Source organism: Lewinellaceae bacterium (genome assembly GCA_020636105.1).
In the GTDB taxonomy this organism is placed as follows: Bacteria; Bacteroidota; Bacteroidia; order Chitinophagales; family Saprospiraceae; genus BCD1.
This window is the reverse complement of record JACJYL010000001.1, coordinates 2,515,656-2,538,584: the sequence shown is the minus strand read 5'-3', so window position 1 is coordinate 2,538,584 and position 22,929 is coordinate 2,515,656. Positions and strand designations below refer to the sequence as shown.

Genomic DNA, 22,929 nt, shown 5'->3' with positions numbered 1-22,929 from the left:
TCACACATTAACATTGGCTAAAATTAACTTAGCATATTATCATAATCTTTTTTTTAACCTAATTTTTTTAACAAATTGTAATTTTATGAAAAATGTAAACTTCAAACAATTACTATCAGTTGTTTGCTTGCTTGCCTTTGGAGCAATCTGGGCTCAAGCCCAGGTGAACCACCCTGGCAGCGGTAACGAGGTAGTACCTTCTGGAGGTACACTTGCTTACTTTGACTCTGGTGGACCCGCAGGTGATTACCAAAGCGGCGAATCTAGTAGTGTCACATTTTGTTCCTCAGTACCAGGTGAAGCCGTAACGCTTACCTTTACTTTTGTGAACATTGAAACTTCTTCAAGCGGTTCTGGTCCTTCGCCTTTAGGATGTTGTTGGGACTATATTTCCATCGCTGATGCCAACGGAACTATTTACGCCGGTGGTTGTGGAGAAGAAGCTGAAGGTCAGGATGCTTGTGCTGACCCAAATAGCGTTGAAGACATGGATCCTGCTAATCTCGTTTTCACATCTACTGCAGCTGATGGTTGTTTAACTGTCACTTTCAACTCTGACCCTTCTTTTGCTGACGGTGGATGGGAAGCAGAATTGACAACAGGAGCTCCTCCACCGGTTGGAGGCCCTGACTGTAATCCTCCGGTAAACGGTGTGGTTACCAACGTGACAGGTACATCTGCTACCTTCACCTGGACATCCGTAAACACTCCTATCAATGATCACTGTTTTAATTTCTACATTGGAAATGAAGGCTTTGATTGTGATGAGAATGAAGAGTTTATCGCAGCTACTGTTTGTAACATTGGTGTTCCTGGAATAATCACTTCCAATAACCCATTGGTAAACGTAACTTCCTGGAACAATGCTTCCGGTGCGGTTTCTATTTCTGTTTCTGGTTTGCAGCCAGGTACTTTCTACGAGTGGAACATTTTTGAAACTTGTGACGGTAACCCTGCTCCAAACATTTTTGATTGTAGCGATGCAGCTTTCGGTCCATTCCAGACCGTAGACGATCCTATTACTGTAACTACTAATGTCACAGAAGCTACTTGTCCTTCAATTAGCCCTGGTTTTGTACCTGACGGATCTTTCACTGTTACTATTGGTGATAGCCCGACTTGTACCGGTACTTACGATATCGTAGTAGTAAATGGTCCTTTCCCACTTTTTCCAGGTGGATATGCTGGTGTTCCTGCCGGTACCTACAACTTTGCTAATGCAGGTCCTGGTGTTTACAACCTGTTGATCACTGAAACTACAGCTTGTAATCCAGTTAACGTTCCTTACAACCTTCAAGTGGTTGTTGATGAAGGCGTTGACTCAGAAGCACCTGTATGGTATGTAACTGATATCCTTGGTAATATTATCTCTGATAATGATCCGTTTACTCCTGAAGGAGGAAGTAATCTCGTATTAGGTGGAGTAAACAATGTACTTCAATTGGCAGATTATTTATTGCCAGAAGGTACATGTAATTACCAGGAACAGTGGTATGTATATGGTTTTGACAACTGTGATGGTCTCATTACCGATCCTAATGCTGTTACTGCAAACACTTGGAGATTTACTTCAGGTGGCGTGCCACTTCCTGGTTATGATTTATTCCCTAGTACTCAGGTCATTGTAACTCCTGACGGATTTGGTACTTATTTGATTGATGTCAACTGGCCATCTGGTGTACTTGGCGTATCTCTTAATATGGTAGATGCTGCAGGAAATGGAGCAGATCTGTTTGCTGATGGAATTTGGTTGATTAAAACACTTGCAGAATTCAATGATCCTGAAGTTATCATTGTTGGAGCCAACAATGTTACCATTCCTCATTGTGCTGATTCAAGAACCATCACGGTTACTGTTTACTTCTCAAATCTTTGTGAGCAAACAATTTACCAGGATGGTATCAACTTCAATGCAAATGGTACTGAAGTATTGAATTATTTTAATGGAGGAGATGATGTTTTTGGACCTTTCGGTAATGGACAAGGATACGGATATGCTGAATATTTCGTAACTGTTTCTGCTGCAGATGATGGTTCTTTATGGTCTGCTTCTTATACCGACCAATGGGGTAACACAGGTTATGCTGATGTTGTCATTTCTGTAGAACAAGCTGCAGCTGACGCTCCAGCAGTGATCATCGCAGCTGATGATAACCTGACTATTCCTTACTGTGAGGATGCAACATTATTCTGTTACTCTTTCCAGATTTATGATGACTGTGCTCCTGTTGACCCAGCTGGTGTTGGATTCATCAGTGACAACTCAGGCCTTGCTATTACTTATGCTGATGTAAACAGCCAGACCAACGTAGGTTTCTTCGAAGCTTGTGGCGTGGTTTCTGCCGGACCTTACATCTTTGACATTACATATGACGGACAATTGGTTCAGCCTCTGGTAAACATCCAGCAGCAGCAGAACCAGGCTCCTACAGTTATTCTTCCTGGAAACCTGAACTTTACCATTCCTGTATGTGAGACTTCTGTTAACCAGACATTCTCTATCCAGGTGAGTGATGATTGTGATGATTTGACTTTATTGGAAGCTCAGAATTGGGAAGTTGGAATCCAGCAATACCTTGGTGGTACTCCTCCAGCTTTAACTCTTCAGTGGGCTTATGCTGAAGGATATTTGGAAATAACTGCTAATTTCACTGCAGCGAATGACGGTAACTTGCTTTATGCAACTTTCACCGACAGCGATGGTGCAACTAAAACTGTAGATTCTGAAATCAATGTAGTTAGCCAGCCAGATCAGTGGGCTCCTGTAATTGTATATCCTTCACAGGATATCAATATCGACCTGGATCCTTGTGATGATCCTATCGTACCTGTAACTTTCTACGTAACTGCAACAGACAACTGTTCTGATGTAACGCCTGTAGTTAAGTTGAATGGTGGACAGATTTTCCCTGCTGCCGGTACCAATAACTATACTGTTAATGCACCTGTAGGTAACCATACGGTTACTATTGATGCAGTTGATGCTGCTGGAAATGCAAGTTCTGAAGACTTCCACATCGTGGTAACTCAGGATCCTGCACCACAGGACAACCTTGCTTGTATTGCTTTCATCAACATCACTTTAGATGATGAGTGTTTTGCAGAGCTTGATCCTTCAATCGTATTCACAGGTACCTGGGGATGTTTAACTCCAGACGATTTCACAGTAACCGTTATTGACTCAAATCCTCTAAACGGATCTACCATTGACGGTTGTGGTACTTTCGGATATTCTGTTGCATTGAAAGACGGTGTTGAAGGTAACTTCACCATTTGTTGGGGTCAGATTAAAGCTGAAGACAAAACTGCTCCTGTAGTTGAGTGTCCAGACAATACTTCTTACTCTTTGACAAGCCACAAAGAATTCATCTGTACTGATATTGATCATATCCTGATCAGTGGTGTTCAGTATTATACTACTTACGCTAATGGCCAGGTAGTTCCTGGATCTATGAGCGCTGCTTTAGCTTACATCCTTGGTGAAACAGGACGTCCATTGGTATGGGATAACTGTGGCCAGGTACGTGTTTCTGTATGGGATGAAGTAACAGAAAGTGAAGATGGTTGTGGTTATGACGTTATTACTCGTCACTTCAAAGTAGCAGATCGTTACAATAGCAACTGTACTAACGCTCCTATGACCGACGAATGTACTCAGCAGATTTTCGTTCGCAAGCCAAACATTGGCGATGTACACGTTCCTGCTGCTGTAGTGGAAATCGGTTGTGATGAAACTGTTGCTCTTGACGCAGACGGATTCCCTGCTCCAAGTGTAACGGGTTACCCAACAGTATCTACTGCTTATGGTACTTATAACCTTGCTGATACTTACTGTAACTTAGGTGCAACTTATGTTAACAGCCCTGCTATTAACGTTTGTGCTAACAGCTACAAAATTATCAGAACCTGGACTATCGTTGACTGGTGTCATCCAACACCTGTAACCAACTATACTCAGGTCATCAAAGTTGGTGATACTGAAGCTCCTTCTATTGAGTGTAACTTAGTTGATACAGATTGGGATGGTATTGGTGATAGCCACCCTGTATACTCTACCGGACCATTCGATTGTACTGCTGCTTTCCCAATTCCTGCTCCTATCGTTACAGATAACTGTAATACATGGAACTGGAGTGTTGCTGTTGTAATTCTTGTTGAGCAAGATGTTTACAACCAGTGGGGTCAAGTAACAGGTACTGAAACTGTTAAGCAAACAATTGCTTCTTACGGACCATTTGCTGCCGGCCAAGCTGGACCATACGTAAGTGGTATTCCTATGAGCACATTGGGTGCACATACTTTCTGCTATACTGTAACTGACGTTTGTGGTAATTCAGCTTCACTTTGCTGTCCTTTCGAAGTTGTTGACAATATTGCTCCTGTAGCAGTATGTGATGACAATTTACATATTTCAATAGGTGGTGAAGGTTATGCACGCGTTTACGCAGAAGATGTTGACGAAGGTAGCCATGACAACTGTAGTGATGTTACTATCAAAGTACGTCGTGCAGGTGGTGTTTGGGGTCCTTGGGTTGACTTCGATTGTGATGACGTACACAACTACGTAACTATCGAGTTAATGGTAACTGATGCAGCGGGTAACACCAATATGTGTTGGTTAGATGTACTGATTGAAGATAAGATCAATCCTTACTGCCACGCTCCACACAACACTACTCGTCACTGTGACGATGATGAACTGTTACACATAGACTGGACGGATGTAGACCAACTCAACGAAGTATTCGGAGAGGCATGGGCTGAAGATAACTGTAATGCAACTGCTGCACAGATTTCTGTCAACAACAACCTTAACGATTGTGGATGGGGTACTGTAGTACGTACATTCCGTGCAACTGATGATTGGGGTCTGACTTCAACTAACTCATGTCAGCAGGTTATTACTGTTTACGAAGTACACAACTACGAAATCAAATTCCCTAAAGATGCATCTGCAGAGTGTGGAACTCCAAACCCTGATACAATTGCATACAATACTTTAGGATGTGATCTGATCACTGTTAACGTAACGGATGTTCCTTACACAGCAACAAGCGACGAATGTTATAAAATCTTACGTACGTATAAAGTAATCAACTGGTGTGAGTGGGATGGCGAGTCTGACCCAATCGTAATCGGAAGAGATGAAGATTGTGACAACAATCCAGGTGATGAAAATGTATGGGTACTGGTTCGTACTACTTGGAACGGTAACAACCCAATCTACACTACTTACGTAGACAGAGACAATGACGAAAACAACACGAATCCATTTATTGGAACTTCACGTTGTACTAACTTGCCTAAGCCAAACGGAGAATGGGCAAACAGCAATATCAATACTGAATTGACAAGTGTAGGCCACTGGCAGTATACTCAGGTGATCAAAGTTTATGACTTTGTTGCTCCTACTGCAGTAGTAACTGATTACGGCGCATTCTGCAGTGAAACAGCAGATTGTTACGGAGATGTTGAAATTACTTTCACAGTTGAAGAACTTTGTGATCTGAGCGTTGTCACTGTAGAAGGATTCATCGATGCATTTGCAGATGGCGTTCTTGACGGTTCTGCAACCATTTCTGGTCCTGTAGCTATTGATGCTACTCACGCTTCTTACACAATCAGCGGAAACTATCCACTTGGTTCACACAGCTTTGGTGTTCACATCGAAGATGGATGTCATAACATCACTTGGTTAGAAATTCCTTTCGATGTTGTTGACTGTAAAGCACCAACACCAATCTGTATCAACGGATTGACTGTAACTTTGATGCCTCAGCCAGACGGATGTTGTGCTATGGCAATCTGGGCAAGCGACTTTATCGCTTCTGATATTGAAGATTGTACAGAGCCTATCAAGTACTCTATCCACAGAGCTGATGACGTAGCTGACGGATCTGAGATCCCAACTCCAGATGTAACTGGTTTGGTACTCGATTGTAACGATGATGCAACTACTTTGATTCGTATTTACTCATGGGATAGTGCGTACAACCCATATGCTGTTCAACCAGACGGTACTATTGGTGGTCCTAACTATGATTACTGTGAGACTTACGTATTGGTTCAGGCTTGGGTTACTTGCCCAACCGGTGCTGTAGGTGCAACTGTTGCAGGTGCAATTGCTACTGAAGATTCTGAAGGTTTAGAAGGTGCTGAAGTTCAGTTGGCAGGAAGTGTATTCCTTGATGCATTGACTGGAACTGATGGTAGCTATGCTTTCAACAACGTTACTACTGGTAGCGATGTTACGCTTACTCCTCACCTCGATGCTAACCCATTGAACGGAGTATCTACATTTGACCTCGTATTGATCAGCAAGCACATCTTGGGTGTTCAGTTGTTGAATAGCCCATACAAGTTGATCTCTGCTGACGTTAACTCTTCAGGAACAGTTACCACTGCGGATATGATCCAATTGCGTAAACTGATCTTGGGTGTTTACACTGACTTCCCGAATAACACAAGCTGGAGATTTGTTGACGCTTCTTATGTATTCCCAGATCCATCTAACCCATGGGCCGAAGAATTCCCAGAAGTAATCAACATTGATGGCTTGTCAGGTGATGATTTGAACAATAACTTCATCTCAGCTAAGATTGGTGATGTTAACGGTTCTGCTACTCCTAACGTAACTAGCGTTGAAGAGCGTAATGTGAACGGATTGTTCGCACTTACTACTGAAGACGTAACAGTTAAAGCAGGAAACCAGTACAGCGTAAGCTTTACTGCTGCAGATCTCGCTAAAATCCAGGGTTACCAGTTTACATTGACATTCGATAATGCAGCATTGAGCCTGTCTGACATCGAGTACGGTGTAGCTACTGAAGAAAACTTTGGAATGTCCTTCCTGAACGAAGGTATCATTACTACTAGCTGGAATGGTGAAGCTGCAGACAATGCAGTATTGTTCACTTTGATCTTCACAGCTAATACAGAAGCACAATTGAGTGACCTGATCGGAGTAAGCTCACGCTACACAGTAGCAGAAGCTTATGACAACAACGGAACATTAGACGTAGCGATCAACTTCACAAACGGAGTTGTTGCAACTGCTGGTTTCGAAGTATATCAGAACACACCTAACCCATTCAATGGAGTTACTAAGATTGGTTACAGCCTCCCACAGGATGCTAACGTAACGATCACTATCCAGGATGTGACAGGTAAGACACTGAGAGTTGTTAATGCAAATGGTGTTAAAGGTTATAATGCTTATGACTTCAACGCTGAAAACTTAGCAACTGGTGTTCTGTATTACACAGTTTCAACAGACGATTTTACTGCTACTAAGAAAATGATCTTGGTTAAGTAATCTAAAGTTATAATATAACTTTTGGAGTGGCTCCCTAGGAGCCACTCCTTTTTTATTAGAGCCTAATTGTAATTTTTCTTTTTTTATAGTACCTTAGCGGAAAGTTTTAAGATAAAGGAGTTGCCAAGCCTTTTTTTCTGGTAGGAGCTCCACAATAATCCCATTTTATGAAAAAATATTATACTGGAAAATTTTTCCTACTATCCCTCCTGTCGTTTTTCATTTCCTTTGACGCCTCCCTGGCGCAGACTACTTCACTTTTTTTCGAAAATCAGGATGTAGAACCCGGCACAATGGTTGATGTCGACCTAAAAGTATCCGCTTTTCAGGATATGCTTGGTATGCAGTTTTCTGTAAATTGGGATCCCAATGTACTTGATTTTCAGAATGTTGAAAATTTTGGTATTGATGATATCACCAAAGAAGCTAATTTTGGCTTGGATTCGGTAGGTGCAGGTCGACTGGGATTCTTGTGGATCGATAACAGCCTTTCTGGTGTGGCCTTGGTAGATAGTTCTGTATTATTCTCTATTAAATTTATAGTCATTGGAGACCCTAACTCCGCCACCTCAGTCAGCTTTTCAAACATACCAACACTTATCGAACTCTCTGACGAAAACGGAGTAATCGAATCAGAGATGGTCAGTGGAACGCTTAACGTTACTGAACCTAATGCTACTTTTTTTAATAATGCCCCGGATCAAATTAAAGTAATAGACTGTTACCCCAACCCGTTCTCTGCCTTTACCACACTGGATTTTGAAATGGCTCACGGAAACCAATTGACGCTTTCAATTAAGGACGCGAAAGGAAAAGTTGTTCAAGAACGACATGAGTATTTTCCAGCCGGAAAGCACAAGATTATTTTAAATAAAGACTCATTTCCTTCAGCAGGAATTTACTTTTATGAATTGGTTTCCAGAGAATTTAAAGTCTCTCAAAAAATTATTCATATAAGTAATTAATGAGCTTAATTACTATACCTTTGACCTGGTTTCAGGTTTAAAATGGTATTTGTTATTACCTGTGATCAATAAGTATCGATCAGTGGTATTTTGGCTGAATCCATTTAATTGTGTGCCAATTGGATGTAGCCTCCTTGTAATGATTATAACCAGTATGAATCATGAATTTTTTTCATGCCCTGCTGGAATTAATATTTTTCTCAGAACATATTTTTTAACATCCCAAACTCCGAGCAACATGACCAGAATTTTTACTTGCCTTTTATCAAGGCTGGCTACTATGGTGTTTATCATAGTGGCTCAGGTGTCTTTCGGATTTTCTAGCCCATCCTTTTTTTCCAATTCAACTTCAGACAATCTTTCGGATCAGGACCTTGGAGGATTTACCTTGTCAATGACAAGCATAAGTGCTAACCAGGGCGATGTTGTTTGTCTGCCGATTACCGTCAATGGGTTTAATGACGTGATCGGGATGCAGTTCACTATTCATTATGATCAGACTGCGTTGAGTTATTCTTCCTTGACCAATTTCAATTTGCCGGGTTTATCCATAAGCAATTATGGAACGCCTGACAACGGTCAAACACCAGGGACGATAACCATGTCCTGGCTGGATAACACCTTTGCAGGGGTAACTGTCCCCGATGGAGACCCCATTTTCGAGTTATGCCTCAATGTAACGGCAGATAACGCGATCGCAGCGGTTAATTTTTCCGGTACTCCGGTGGCTATTGAAATTATTGATTCCAACGACAATGAGCTGGCTGCATCAACAAACAATGCTACCGTTACTATTGGTACCGGTGGCAGTGGCGGCGGGGGAGACCTCATGTTTTCCTTGTCTGATGAAACGGTTGCCCAGGGGCAGCAGGTTTGTGTTGGCGTAAGCGTTAGCGGTTTCACTGATGTCATCGGCATGCAGTATACCGTCAGGTATGACCCTGCAGCACTTACTTTTGTTTCAGTAGGCAGCTTTAATCTCACTGGGCTCTCTGTAAGTAATTTCGGAACTCCCGATAACGGAACAGCTAATGGAGTGGTTACCATGTCCTGGACCGATAATACCTTTGCAGGACTTTCCTTACCCGATGGTACTCAAATTTTTGAAATTTGTTTCACAGCAACAGGTAGTGGAAATACTTCTGTTTTCTTCAGCAATAGCCCTGTACCTCTTGAGGTGCTTGATGCTGGCGAAAATATTATTAATGCTGGTACGAATAACGGAACAGTAACCATTACAGGCGGTAGTGGAGGAGGTAATATGTCTTTATCACTTTCCAATGAATCCGTAGTGCAAGGGCAGCAGGTTTGTGTCGGGGTTTCTGCTTCTCAGTTTGTGAACATTATTGGCATGCAATTCACGATTGGGTACAATGCTTCGGTATTGACTTACAATTCTATTTCCAGCCTTAACCTTACCGGCCTTTCTGAAAGTAATTTTGGTACCCCGGCCAATGGAACATCGCCCGGTGTGATTACCCTCTCCTGGACCGATAACACCTTTAATGGAGTTTCCGTTCCCAATGGAACACAGCTCTTTGAAGTGTGTTTTACAGCTTCAGGTTCAGCAGGAACTACTCCGGTTACTTTCCTGGGAGCACCCGTTGCCCTGGAAGTTATAGATGTTGCTGAAAATACTGTTGTAACCAATACACAAAATGGTAGTGTTACCATCACAGGTGGTTCGGGTGGCGGCGACGGCTTCATGATCAATGTTTCCGACGAGACAGTGGCGCAGGGCGCGACCGCTTGTGTAGGAATAAGCGTTGATGACTTTACCAATATTATCGGTACACAGTTTACCGTGAACTATAATGCTGCGGCGCTTTCTTTCCAGACTTTCCAGGGCTTCAACCTTCCAGGATTGACCGCGAGTAATTTCGCCAACCCGAGTGCCGGTACGCTGACATTTTCCTGGATAGACAATACCTTTGCCGGGGTGACTCTTCCTGCGGGAACGACCATTTTTGAGGCTTGCTTCACCGCTACAGGTGCCGCAGGAACTACCGCCGTAAGCATAGGCAACAGCCCCGTGCCGGTAGAAATCCTTGATGTGGATGAGAACCTTGTCACAGCAACGACGAACAACGGAAGTGTTACCATCACCGGCGGTACGGGTGGCGTTGACGGCTTTATGATCAATGTTTCCGACGAGACAGTGGCGCAGGGCGCGACCGCTTGTGTAGGAATAAGCGTTGATGACTTTACCAATATTATCGGTACACAGTTTACCGTGAACTATAATGCTGCGGCGCTTTCTTTCCAGACTTTCCAGGGCTTCAACCTTCCAGGATTGACCGCGAGTAATTTCGCCAACCCGAGTGCCGGTACGCTGACATTTTCCTGGATAGACAATACCTTTGCCGGGGTGACTCTTCCTGCGGGAACGACCATTTTTGAGGCTTGCTTCACCGCTACAGGTGCCGCAGGAACTACCGCCGTAAGCATAGGCAACAGCCCCGTGCCGGTAGAAATCCTTGATGTGGATGAGAACCTTGTCACAGCAACGACGAACAACGGAAGTGTTACCATCACCGGCGGTACGGGTGGCGTTGACGGCTTTATGATCAATGTTTCCGACGAGACAGTGGCGCAGGGCGCGACCGCTTGTGTAGGAATAAGCGTTGATGACTTTACCAATATTATCGGTACACAGTTTACCGTGAACTATAATGCTGCGGCGCTTTCTTTCCAGACTTTCCAGGGCTTCAACCTTCCAGGATTGACCGCGAGTAATTTCGCCAACCCGAGTGCCGGTACGCTGACATTTTCCTGGATAGACAATACCTTTGCCGGGGTGACTCTTCCTGCGGGAACGACCATTTTTGAGGCTTGCTTCACCGCTACAGGTGCCGCAGGAACTACCGCCGTAAGCATAGGCAACAGCCCCGTGCCGGTAGAAATCCTTGATGTGGATGAGAACCTTGTCACAGCAACGACGAACAACGGAAGTGTTACCATCACCGGCGGTACGGGTGGCGTTGACGGCTTTATGATCAATGTTTCCGACGAGACAGTGGCGCAGGGCGCGACCGCTTGTGTAGGAATAAGCGTTGATGACTTTACCAATATTATCGGTACACAGTTTACCGTGAACTATAATGCTGCGGCGCTTTCTTTCCAGACTTTCCAGGGCTTCAACCTTCCAGGATTGACCGCGAGTAATTTCGCCAACCCGAGTGCCGGTACGCTGACATTTTCCTGGATAGACAATACCTTTGCCGGGGTGACTCTTCCTGCGGGAACGACCATTTTTGAGGCTTGCTTCACCGCTACAGGTGCCGCAGGAACTACCGCCGTAAGCATAGGCAACAATCCTGTGCCGGTAGAAATCCTTGATGTAAATGAAAACCTTGTCACTGCAACGACCAATAACGGAAGCGTTACCATTACCAATGGTACAGGAGGTGGACAATTGACCGTTAACGTAGGCGTTGAATCAGTAGAACAGGGAAATATGGTTTGCGTGCCCATTACCGTAAATGACTTTACAAACATTATCGGAGCACAATTGTCCTTGAGTTATAATCCGGCGAACTTGTCATTTAGCAATTTTAGCGGATTTGGATTACCTGGCCTAAGTGCAAGTAACTTTGGAAACCCTGTTGCGGGTTCCATTACTTTCTCCTGGACCGACAATACTTTTGCCGGGGTGACCTTGGCTAATGGCACTCAAATCTTTGAAGTGTGCTTTACGGCTGTTGGGGCTGCAGGGGTAGTAACACCCGTGAATATTGTAAATAATCCGGCTGCTGTTGAATTTATTGATGTAAACGACAATCCGGTAACGGCTACTATCCATAACGGTTCAGTGACCATAACCGATCCAAACGTAGATCCTTCCAATGCAGGTTTCAGCCTGACATTATCAGAAGAAACGGCTATGACAGGGCAAACGGTTTGTGTGGACATGATCGTGAATAATTTTGGCAGCATCTCTGGCATGGATTTCTCGATTAATTACAATCCAGCACTGCTTAATTTTGTTTCCATTGGCAATTTTAACCTCACAGGATTGGATTTGGGCGATTTCAATTACCCGGGTTCCGGAACAAGTGCTGGAAAGATTACCCTTTCATGGGATAATGCTTCGGCAGTGTCTCTGCCTGATGGAACGGCTGTTTTTGAAATATGCTTCCAGGTAATTGGCCCTGGCGGTAGTGTTTCTGCCGTGAGTTTTACCAGCAATCCTGTGGGCATAAATATCACTGATGGAAATGGTGCTTCAGTGGAAACCAATCTCGATCATGGTTCTGTAACCATTTTATCTGATGGAGGTAACAATTATGATGGATTTACCCTAGTGTTATCTGAAGAGTCGGCGACTGCAATGGGAGAACAAGTTTGCGTTTCCATGGAGGTTTATGATTTTGCAAATATCATCGGGATGCAATTTACCATCAATTACAATCCCACTTTGCTCGGTTTCGTCTCAGTTGGAAACTTTAACTTACAAGGACTTACCGAGGGGAATTTTGGAACACCAGGCAACGGACAATCACCCGGAACAATCACCTTTTCATGGACTGATCAGGATCTTACGGGGGAGTCTGCTGCAGATGGAACGGCGCTTTTTGAAATTTGCTTTACCACCTTATTCAATAATGGGACCACACCGGTTCAATTTTCAAATTCTCCGGTGGCCATTGAAATAATCAATACAAATGACCAGGAGGTCCCGGCTGCAACCGACAATGGCTCCGTGACCATTGGGGGAAATGTACAGGCAGAAGGTTTTGCCTTATTCATTGAAGATATCAGCGCTTCACCTGGTGATCAGATTTGTCTGGATGTAACGGCTCAGGATTTTATTGATCTTAATGGCATTCAGTTTACGATCAACTATGATCAAGCGGCACTTCAGTTTTTAAACGTCGGGGCATTCAATTTGCCAAGCTTAAGTGCTTCAAACTTTAATACTACCAATCCGGGAAAAATCGTATTGTCATGGGATGATCCGACTTTACAGGGGGTAACCCTGATTGGATCGGATTCCACTTTGTTTGAAATGTGTTTCAATGTAATAGGAACCAGTTCCACTGCCCTTACTTTTGGTAACTCACCAGTTACTATTGAAGCGGTGGATGTGAATGACAATATCATTGATCCGATTGATTCCGATGACCCAGGTATTATAACGATTGGCACCGCAGTACCCCCTAGCATTACCAATTTCCTGGTAACCCCGGTTTCCTGTAACGGATCCGGCGATGGAGTGATCAGCATTGATGCCATTTCAGGGAATGGGCCCTTCGCTTACCTCTGGAGTTTGGTCGGTGAGGATGGATCCACTATCTCAGGGCTGGAGCCGGGCACATATTATGTGACCGTTGTTGATGCTTCTACTACCTTATTGACTTCCGCATCCTTTACGGTTACGCAACCTGGACCACTGACGATCTCCAATATAAATGTGGTGGATGTGGTTTGTGCTAATGAAGCAACCGGATCGATAAGCATTACCGTTACCGGTGGAACCATGCCCTATATGGTTGAATGGAGTGGCGGATTGCCTGATGGATTGGTGCAAAACAACCTTGCAGCCGGAGTATATTCCGTAACCGTTACCGATGCAAGAGGATGTACAGCCTCTACTACCATTACAGTTGATGGATCAAATAACCCATTGAATATTACCAGCCTGATTCCTGTAAATGTGCCAGGGGGAGCAGTCAACCTGACGGTAACCGGAGGAACCGGAGCGGGAACCTATGATTATTCATGGACAGGACCTGGGACTTTTATGGCAACAACCGAAGACATTACTGGACTTTCCCAACCTGGAAATTATTGTGTTACCGTTACCGATAATGCGGGTTGTACGGATGAAGCCTGCGTTCAGGTAGGTGAAAATATCATTATTAATTCTTTCCAGATCAACAACACTTGTGTTGGCACATCTCAGGGGGGGATTAATATTGAGGTGACTGGCGGAGTTGGATTGCTCACTTACCAATGGGCCTTGCAAGGGGGGACTAATAATCCTATCAGCTTGAGTCAGGATATCATTAACCAGCCTGCAGGAAATTATACAGTGACCATTTCGGATGTCAACAATAACCAGATCACGGGTTCTTTCCAAATTCAGAATTATTCAACCTTAACCTATGGAGCGACCATCGGGCCTGCTTTAAATGGTAACGATGGATCTATTGTACTGAATAACTTCCAAAATGGAACACCACTGTCATATCAGTGGTCACCAAACGTTTCCAATACTACTTTTGAAGCTTATAACCTGTCCGCCGGGCAGTATTGTGTCACCGTTACAGACCAGAACGGTTGTCAGACAAATGCCTGTTATATGGTTCCTGCAGCGCCACTGGCGTTTACTGGAGAAGTGACAACCGATGTTTCCTGTAACGGATACTCCAATGGTATCCTGGCTGTGACAGTAAGTGGAGGGATACCTCCTTATACTTATGTAGCAGATGCAGGCCCTTCACCAATCGCCAACGTGACCGGAGCGTTTATGGTGAATACATTATCCGCAGGAACAGTCAATTATACGATAACAGATGCGCAAGGTACTGTTATCGGAGGTTCAAGTCAAATAAACCAGCCAGATCAGATTACCTACAACTCAGCCGTGGTGAATGATGTGGAAGGACCGGCTTGTTCAGGAAAGATTGTACTGGACATCAACGGAGGTACCGGGCCCTATTCAGTAACCTGGAACTCAGGCATTGGAGGCACCCAGCCGATTGGTTTATGTGGGGGCGATTATGTGCCTTCTATTACAGATTCACATGGATGCCAGTTATTTGCCACAGAAGCAATCGTCGTTTCAGAACTTTCAGATTCTGTATCCATTGTTGATGTGACCTGCCAGGGAGACGAGAACGGTTTAATTGACCTGTCTCCTTTTGGGGCGAACACTTATACCTTTGAATGGCGTAAACAAGGTAGCCCGGCGATTATTTCCACCAATGAAGACCTCCCTGATTTTGGTCCGGGAACCTATACGGTTGAAATCACCGATGAGACCGGGGCTGTATTGATCAATACCTATGAAATTGGTACGCAGTCGAATCTCGCTGTGAACGTGAATATAACTTCTAATTACAATGGATATGCCGTAAAATGTAGTGATTCCTCAGATGGAACAGCACTTGCGGCAGGATCTAATGGAGTAGGGGTTTACTCTTACGAATGGGAATACGGTGGAAGCCTTTTCAGCGTAGGGGCTAACCTTACGAATGCCACGGCGGGCACTTACAACCTTATCGCAATTGATGAACTGGGGTGCGAAGCTATGGAAGTTATTACTTTATCCGCCCCGCCCGTGCTTAATGCGGTGGAAGCTGTGGAAGATGTTTCCTGTGACGGATTGCAGGACGGATCTATTGAAGTGGCCGGTTTCGGAGGTGTTCCTGATTATGTTTACCAGTGGAGTAACCCTAATATTGGCAGTGCGAACAATTTCCTTGCTGCAGGAAATTATGGCCTGACCGTAACAGATGCCAACGGATGTACCATTGTAAGAAGTTACAATATTGTGGAACCTACACCGATCCAGGTGACTATCGTGGCAGAACCTGCCACCGAACCGGGAACGGGATACAGCGATTGTAGTGGATCCAATGGTTCTGTATCAGCAATAGTAACCGGGGGAAATGGAGAGTACAATTACAATTGGCTCAATATTGAGGTAATTGATCTTAATCAGGATGTAATTACCGGATTGTGCCCCGGACCATATTACCTCCAGGTAACCGATAGTAATGGCTGCGAAAGTTTGTCTGGTACAGTGGTTGGAGAAGTGGAAGATCGCCGTTTCCCTTGTTTAGAACAAAGAGTGGTGATTACGCCGGATGGTAATGGCAGCAATGACGAATTCATTATTTTCTGTATCGGAGAGTTACCAGATAATCACCTGGAAATCTATAACAGATGGGGTCAGCTGGTGTACCAAACGGATAATTACGATAATAGCTGGGAAGGAAATTCTTTCAACGGTGATCCTCTGCCTGAAGGACCTTATTACTTCATCCTGGAATACCAGAGCCCTGACGGGATCATCCAGACGAAGGGATCGCTGACTATTGTGAGATAAGATCTGCAACTCTGAATTGTGTTTGCGTCTGCTGAAAGGCAGACGCAAACAAACCTTAAGCATCATTTTCCAAGAACCGTTTAATTCCATTAAAATGAGAAAATTATTTTTACTCTTTATATCAATATTGGCCTTTCATTTTCTTTCCGCTCAGGACGAGGCCATTTTTATGCAATATCACATCAGCCCGGTTTTAATTAATCCGGCAGCAGCGGGGTTTGATGATTCTCATAATTTGCATTTGAATTTGCGTGCACAGTGGACCGGATTCCCGGATGCGCCTAAAACCTATACGGCTTACTATAATGGGCCTATTGGCAAATCCTTTGGGCTGGGAGTCGGGTTATTATCTGAAACTGCCGCACAATTGACCCGTTTAAAGGCGCAATTGAATTTTGCTTTCAAGTTCAATATACAGGAAACAGCCAAACTTTCAGCAGGTTTCTTCACAGAGTTTCAGCAAATGACCGTCGATAATGCTATCACTGGGGGGGAATTCTTTGACCCGGCAGATGATCTCCTTACGGAAATCCTTGATGGAAAAAGCATCTTTGATGCAGCACTGGGCGTACGCGGTACCATTAAAGAAAACACCTATTTCGGGATTACCTTTAATAATCTTGTCAGAAGCCGACTCGATGATATTGCAGGAACCACTTCGTCCGGAAACAGAGGTTTTTTTAGTTATTATACCTTTAATTTAGGGCACACCTTTGAATTATACGAATACAATGTAAAACTGGAGCCATCCATTTTAATTCGACAAATCAGGGATGTTCCTTTTCAGATGGATTTTAACCTGAAGGCCAGCTTCCTCAAGGATCAGCTGATAGCAGGGGTATCCTATCGCTCCCTTAGTGCCATGGGAATCCTGTTGGGAACCAAACTTTCTGCTTTCAGGCTTTATTATTCCTATGATTTGTCTTTCCAGCATTTCCAGAAGTTTAATACGGGGTCCCATGAGGTCACCGTCGCGTTTAAGTTTGAAAAGAAAGAAAAAGACCTTAAAAAGTTTTAAAATAAACTATGAATTAAATACAGATGTCCTTTAACAATTAATTTTAGAAGGCCCCCTCCTTAACAGGAAGCGGGGCTTTTCTTTTGTACGGAAAAATAATAGGCATATCGGTTTAGATTTTTTCAAAAAAAAATGTATCTTTGTGTCAACTTCTTCAGGAAGTAACTTTATAGGCTAAATTCATACCTCTTTTAAGCAGATTTTTTCTTTCTGCTTTAATTCACAAAAAGTATTTAATCAATTATTTGATTATTCTAAAAAATTGATTCCTCACGGAATCGATGGTTTCGTGTTTTTGGATGGTTCTGATCTGTGATCAGTTCACCTATCCGAAAACATGGTAAATTTTATTTAAGGCGATTGGATTGTATGTGATTCACAAGAGCCGTTTTCAAGTGTATACTTTAATCGGTTTTTGGGATGGCCTCTCTTCTGGCACACAGGAGGGGGGCTTTTTTATTTTGGGCCTTTTTCGTTTAAAATCATCTCTTTTGGGAAGGCCAGATTGAAGGTATCTCCGGTTGGAAAATTTTTACCCTAAAGCATACAACACCTTAAATAAAACCTGCTCCCCCAACCTGATTTCATCAAATTTTATATTAAATTTAATTTTAAGTCGTTGATTATAAATGTTTTATGTGTTTATTTTTTTATTGATTTTCATTAAATTAAAAACTGGCACGATATTTTCTTATAGTTATCTGAACAGTTTAATTTATTCCATTTCCAGGAAAAAAATTAAAGCTTCACTTTGAGATGGTCTAAAAAAAGCTTCTTTAAACCGGGTATTCCGGTAAAGCAGGCAGACAGATAGCTTTTCCAATAAATAAAAAGCGGAATTAAAAGCATTATTTCTGACAGGTGTTGACCTGTGAGAGACAGGCGGAGCTATCCCAGATTTTAAAACAGATTAAACTATTCAGCAATAATTATTAACACGTCAAAATTATGAAACACTTAAATTTAAACACGTCAAAAGAAACCGGATGTTCTGCACCGGTAGCCGGGAGAAGGAAATACGGGGGAGGGTTAAATCTTCGGGTTTTGCTTCTTTCGTTATTTACTTTATTCGCCTTTATTAGTTTACAAGCCCAATGTAATCTGGCATGTATCGGTACGTTTAATTCTCCTTTACAGGTTTCTGTGAACCAAACCTGTGAGGTAACCCTGGTGATCGACGCGGTAGTCCAGGCACCTCTGCAGTGCCCTGGTCCAAAGAATATGATCGCCAGAGATGGCCTGAATAATGTCGTGGCCTTTGGAGTGGATCAAATTTTCTTTGATGCATCTCCTTATATAGGAGAAATACTGAGCGTGGAGATCGAAGACATTAATACCAATACCATTTGTATCGGTTTTATAGAACTGATGGATTATGTAAATCCTGTTTTCCAGGTAAACTGCGCCGATGTTTTCATGGGATGTATGGGGGATACAAGTGTTGCCACTATTGGAATGCCTGTGGCTATGGATAATTGCGGAAGCATTGAAAGTCTCACCTATACCGATGTAGTGACCCTGGGCAACTGCCTGACGGAAATTGTGACAGAAGTGGAGAGAACCTGGGTGGCTACCGACAATTCAGGTAATTCCGTAAGTTGTGTACAAATGATTTACCTGGAAAAACCTACCCTTGACATGGTGGTTTTTCCCAATAATATTACCATTAGCTGCGATAATCCGGATGCAGATCCGGAAACGGTTACCGGTGTACCCATGATTGATGGGGGCAGCATCATGAATGGGGATATATGTAATTTGCTTACCACCTTCGAAGATGATACGGTTTATGTATGCTCCAATATTGAGTATCAGATCGTCAGGGAATGGTCAGTATTGGATAATTGCACCGACTTCTTCGTGATGCACCAACAGATTATCAGCATCGCGGATGAAACGGCTCCCGTATTTGAATGCCCGGAGAATCTTGTCGTTTCCACCGTCCCTGGAGAGTGTTATGGTACGGTATCCCTTCCGATTCCCGAGTTATCGGATAATTGCGATGCCGATCCTGATATTTTCGCCAATACTTCGTATGGAGCGGCCGGTTTTGGCCCCCACACTCACGTTCCTGTGGGCACCCATACCGTGCAGTATACCGGAGTAGATGAATGCGGAAACACTACAGGGTGTTCCATTACTGTGACGGTGGTGGATAATCAAAAACCTACTGCTGTTTGTAATGATGAGCTGGTGGTTTCGATTTCAACGGGAGGCATAGGGGTAGTAGCTGCTGTTTCTTTTGATGAAGGCAGTAATGATAACTGTAACCCTCAGCTTTTTTATAAGGCCAGGAGGGTAATGACAGGGGTTTGTGATGGAGCCAATGGGGATGATTCTCCACAGGACGGTTACCAGGAATGGTTTGACAACCAGGTGATTTTCTGTTGCGAGGAAATGGAAGAAGATTCCATTATGGTTTTACTACACGTTTATGAAGTAAATCCGGGGCAGGGACCCATCGATCCTTCAAGAGAATTGCCAGGCGGCGATTTGTTCAATCATTTCAACGAGTGTACAACACTGGTCACCGTTCAGGATCAAATTGCCCCGTTTTTTGCCGATTGCCCGGATGACGTGACCATCGATTGTCACGATGATTATTCAGATCTTTCTATTTTCGGAAGCCCGGTGGTGATCGATAATTGTACTTATACCTTAGAAACGGATGTGGTTGAGAATATAAATAATTGTGGGGTAGGAAATATTGTAAGAACTTTTACCGCTACTGATCTTTCTGAACATACAGCAACCTGTGTGCAGGTAATTACGTTGATCAACGAAGATCCTTTTAGTGAGGATCAGATCATCTGGCCGCCAACTTATACCACTTATGAATGTGGAGCTGCCGTGGCTCCCGGAGATTTACCTCAAGAGTATCAGGGGCCTGTTTTTACAGGAGATCAATGCAGCAATTTGGTGTATAATTACTCTGATGCAATCTATACGATAACCATGCCGGCCTGTTATAAAATATTGAGAAAATGGACTGTGATCGACTGGTGTAATTTTGATGAAGAAAATCCTGACCAGGGCGGAAAATTTACCCATACACAAGTCATTAAAGTGTTGGATTCCGACCCGCCAGTGATTGAAAGTTGCCCTGAAAATGTAACCGTGGGAGTAGATGCTCAGTGTGGTTTCGGGACGGTTACCATGAATCCTATTGTCGCTGACGATTGCTCTAATTCACTGACCATTACCAATAATTCGCCCTATGCTTATGCCAACGGGGCGAATGCAAGTGGTGTGTACCCGTTAGGCACCACCCAGATAACCTTTACGGTTGCTGATCATTGTGGAAATGCTTCTACCTGTTCGGTGCTGATCACCGTGGAGGATCGGTCTGCGCCATCTATCATATGTATTACAGGTCTTTCGGTTGATTTAGTGGCAGATGGTGGTGTGCCAACAGCCAGTGTAAATGTGTCTTCTTTTATAAATTTCAATGGGGTACACGATAATTGTACGGCAGTAGAAGACATTAAAACAACGTTGAGGATGGGTGATGGATCGAATGGTACTCCACCGACCGATACAAGTCTGGTGTTTACCTGTGCACAACAAGGAATCCAGCAAATTGAAGTGTGGGTAACGGATGAATCAGGGAACAGTGAATTTTGCCTGACCTATATCGATGTGCAGGATAACCTGAATATTTGCCCGGAGCAGGCCTCTACAATGAATATGATCGCAGGGACCATTGTTACCCCTACAGGAGAACATGTCGAGCATGTTATGGTGAATGTACAAGGAATAGAAACTTCAGAAGTGATGACAGGAGACGACGGTCATTTTGAGTTCAACGATGTACCGGCAGGATATAGTTATACCCTGATCCCTGAGAAAAACGATGATATTTTGAATGGTGTGACCACCCTTGATCTCATCCTGATCACCAAACACATTTTAGGGGTTCAGTTATTCGATTCTCCTTATAAATATCTCGCAGCAGACGTGAATAATTCGCATAGTATTACCACCACAGACCTGATTAAACTCAGGAAACTGGTATTGCACATAGATGAAGAAATGCCCCCGGGAAGTAGTTCATGGAGGTTTGTGAGTGCCGGTTTCGTTTTTCCGCAACCCGATAACCCATGGGCCACTGAGATTCCGGGCTTACAGAATATTGAAAATTTATCAAACGATGCGATGAATATGGATTTCATCGGGATAAAAATTGGGGATGTCAATAATTCGGCAACTCCGAACAGCCTGATAGGAACTGAAGAGCGCAGTGCTTATGCCGAATTCGGGATCGCAGTAGAGAACAGAACGGTGAAAGCCGGAGAAACCGTAACCATTGATTTTATGGCCCGGGATATGGATAAGCTCGCAGGATTCCAGTTTACCATGAGTTTTGATCCGGGAGCTTTGGAATTCGTTGCGGCAAGCAGTGCTGATCTTCCTTCACTGGATGCCAACAACTTCGGTTCAAAAGCTGCGGAACACGGAATGCTGACCGCCAGCTGGAACCAGATGAGCGAAACGCCTGATTCCAAAGAAATCGTTCTGTTTAGCCTGACTTTTACGTCTAATGCCAATGCTGAACTGCAGGACCTGATTTTTATCGACTCCAGGCTTACCGAAGCCGAAGCATATACTTTGGAAGAAGATATACTCGACCTCGGGCTGGTATTCCTGACTTCTTCCGCTGTGGATGCGGATAGCGGAAACGAATTGTACCAGAACAGACCCAATCCGTTTAGTGATGATACCATCATCCCTTTCAAAATTTCTGAAACGGGAGAGGTGAGCCTGAATGTTTACGACCTGGCCGGAAGATTGATCTACCACATGGAAGGAAATTATGAAAGCGGATACAACGAAATTGTAATAGGAAAAGACGACCTCAGCGTTACAGGAGTGATGTATTACGAGTTGAGAGCAGGGGGTTGGAAAGATACGAGAAAAATGATTTTGACTGAATAGTGTTTTATTGTGTACTTTTTAAGTACTATGGCCTCTATGCTTCCCGGCGTAGGGGCTTTTTTTTTAATAAAACCCGTTAAATTCGTCAAATTTGTTCTTCCTGTGTTCCATGGGGGGCAGTGTATAACACAGATAAAAAACCAATTCATAAAGCTAAAGCCGGATCGGTGGCGCAAAATATTTTATATTCGTTGGATAATTATTCGATTTTTGAACGTTAAACCTAAATTTTCATGGCCCTCCATAATGCAATAGGAAAAAGAGGTGAAGCCCTGGCCAGGGCTTTTTTAGCAGAGCAGGGATATAGTATACTGGAAGCCAATTGGAGATATCGTCGGGCCGAAGTAGATATCATTGCCATGGACGGAACTGTTTTGGTTTTTGTGGAAGTCAAAACAAGGACAAATGATGCTTTTGGAAAACCTGAAGAATTCATCACAGCCAGGAAAGAACAATTTATGGCGGACGCCGCATCGGCATATATGGAAAAAATCGGCCATGACTGGGAGGTTAGATTTGATTTCATTTCCGTTTTGATTCAAAGTGACCAGCATTCGACAATCGAGCATTTTAAAGATGCTTTTTTTACCTGATAAATATCCTGTTTTAGTTGGTAATACAGGGCTGTTGCGATAAATTT

General features: G+C 43.5%; 6 protein-coding genes. All 6 read left to right on the top strand.

What is annotated here, in order from left to right; translation table 11 throughout:
• Nucleotides 1-13: 13 nt before the first annotated feature.
• The 6 genes from H6571_09580 (at nt 14) to H6571_09555 (ending at nt 22,882) form a co-directional block, all read left to right on the top strand.
• Nucleotides 14-7,315 carry a T9SS type A sorting domain-containing protein gene (locus H6571_09580; GenBank protein ID MCB9323971.1) on the top strand — a complete coding sequence of 2,434 codons (7,302 nt, stop codon included), beginning with the start codon at nt 14-16 and terminating at the stop codon, nt 7,313-7,315.
• A gap of 167 nt (nt 7,316-7,482) precedes the next feature.
• On the top strand, nt 7,483-8,280 hold the full coding sequence (locus H6571_09575; protein MCB9323970.1) for a T9SS type A sorting domain-containing protein: 798 nt from the start codon (nt 7,483-7,485) through the stop codon (nt 8,278-8,280).
• 238 nt (nt 8,281-8,518) lie between these two features.
• The gene (locus H6571_09570) at nt 8,519-16,336 is read left to right on the top strand and encodes a gliding motility-associated C-terminal domain-containing protein (protein MCB9323969.1); all 7,818 of its coding nucleotides are present in this window, start codon (nt 8,519-8,521) and stop codon (nt 16,334-16,336) included.
• 94 nt (nt 16,337-16,430) lie between these two features.
• Complete coding sequence (locus H6571_09565) at nt 16,431-17,354, top strand: PorP/SprF family type IX secretion system membrane protein (protein MCB9323968.1); 924 nt, start codon at nt 16,431-16,433, stop codon at nt 17,352-17,354.
• Between the two features lie 948 nt (nt 17,355-18,302).
• Complete coding sequence (locus H6571_09560) at nt 18,303-22,289, top strand: HYR domain-containing protein (protein MCB9323967.1); 3,987 nt, start codon at nt 18,303-18,305, stop codon at nt 22,287-22,289.
• 233 nt (nt 22,290-22,522) lie between these two features.
• A complete protein-coding gene (locus H6571_09555) occupies nt 22,523-22,882 on the top strand; it encodes a YraN family protein (protein ID MCB9323966.1) in 360 nt (119 codons plus the stop codon).
• Nucleotides 22,883-22,929 lie beyond the last annotated feature (47 nt).

Bases quoted from the DNA above. Each gene is read 5' to 3' on its own strand.
- H6571_09575 (MCB9323970.1), top strand. From the start codon at position 7,483: ATGAAAAAATATTATACTGGAAAATTTTTCCTACTATCCCTCCTGTCG.
- H6571_09570 (MCB9323969.1), top strand. From the start codon at position 8,519: ATGACCAGAATTTTTACTTGCCTTTTATCAAGGCTGGCTACTATGGTG.
- H6571_09565 (MCB9323968.1), top strand. From the start codon at position 16,431: ATGAGAAAATTATTTTTACTCTTTATATCAATATTGGCCTTTCATTTT.
- H6571_09560 (MCB9323967.1), top strand. From the start codon at position 18,303: ATGAAACACTTAAATTTAAACACGTCAAAAGAAACCGGATGTTCTGCA.
- H6571_09555 (MCB9323966.1), top strand. From the start codon at position 22,523: ATGGCCCTCCATAATGCAATAGGAAAAAGAGGTGAAGCCCTGGCCAGG.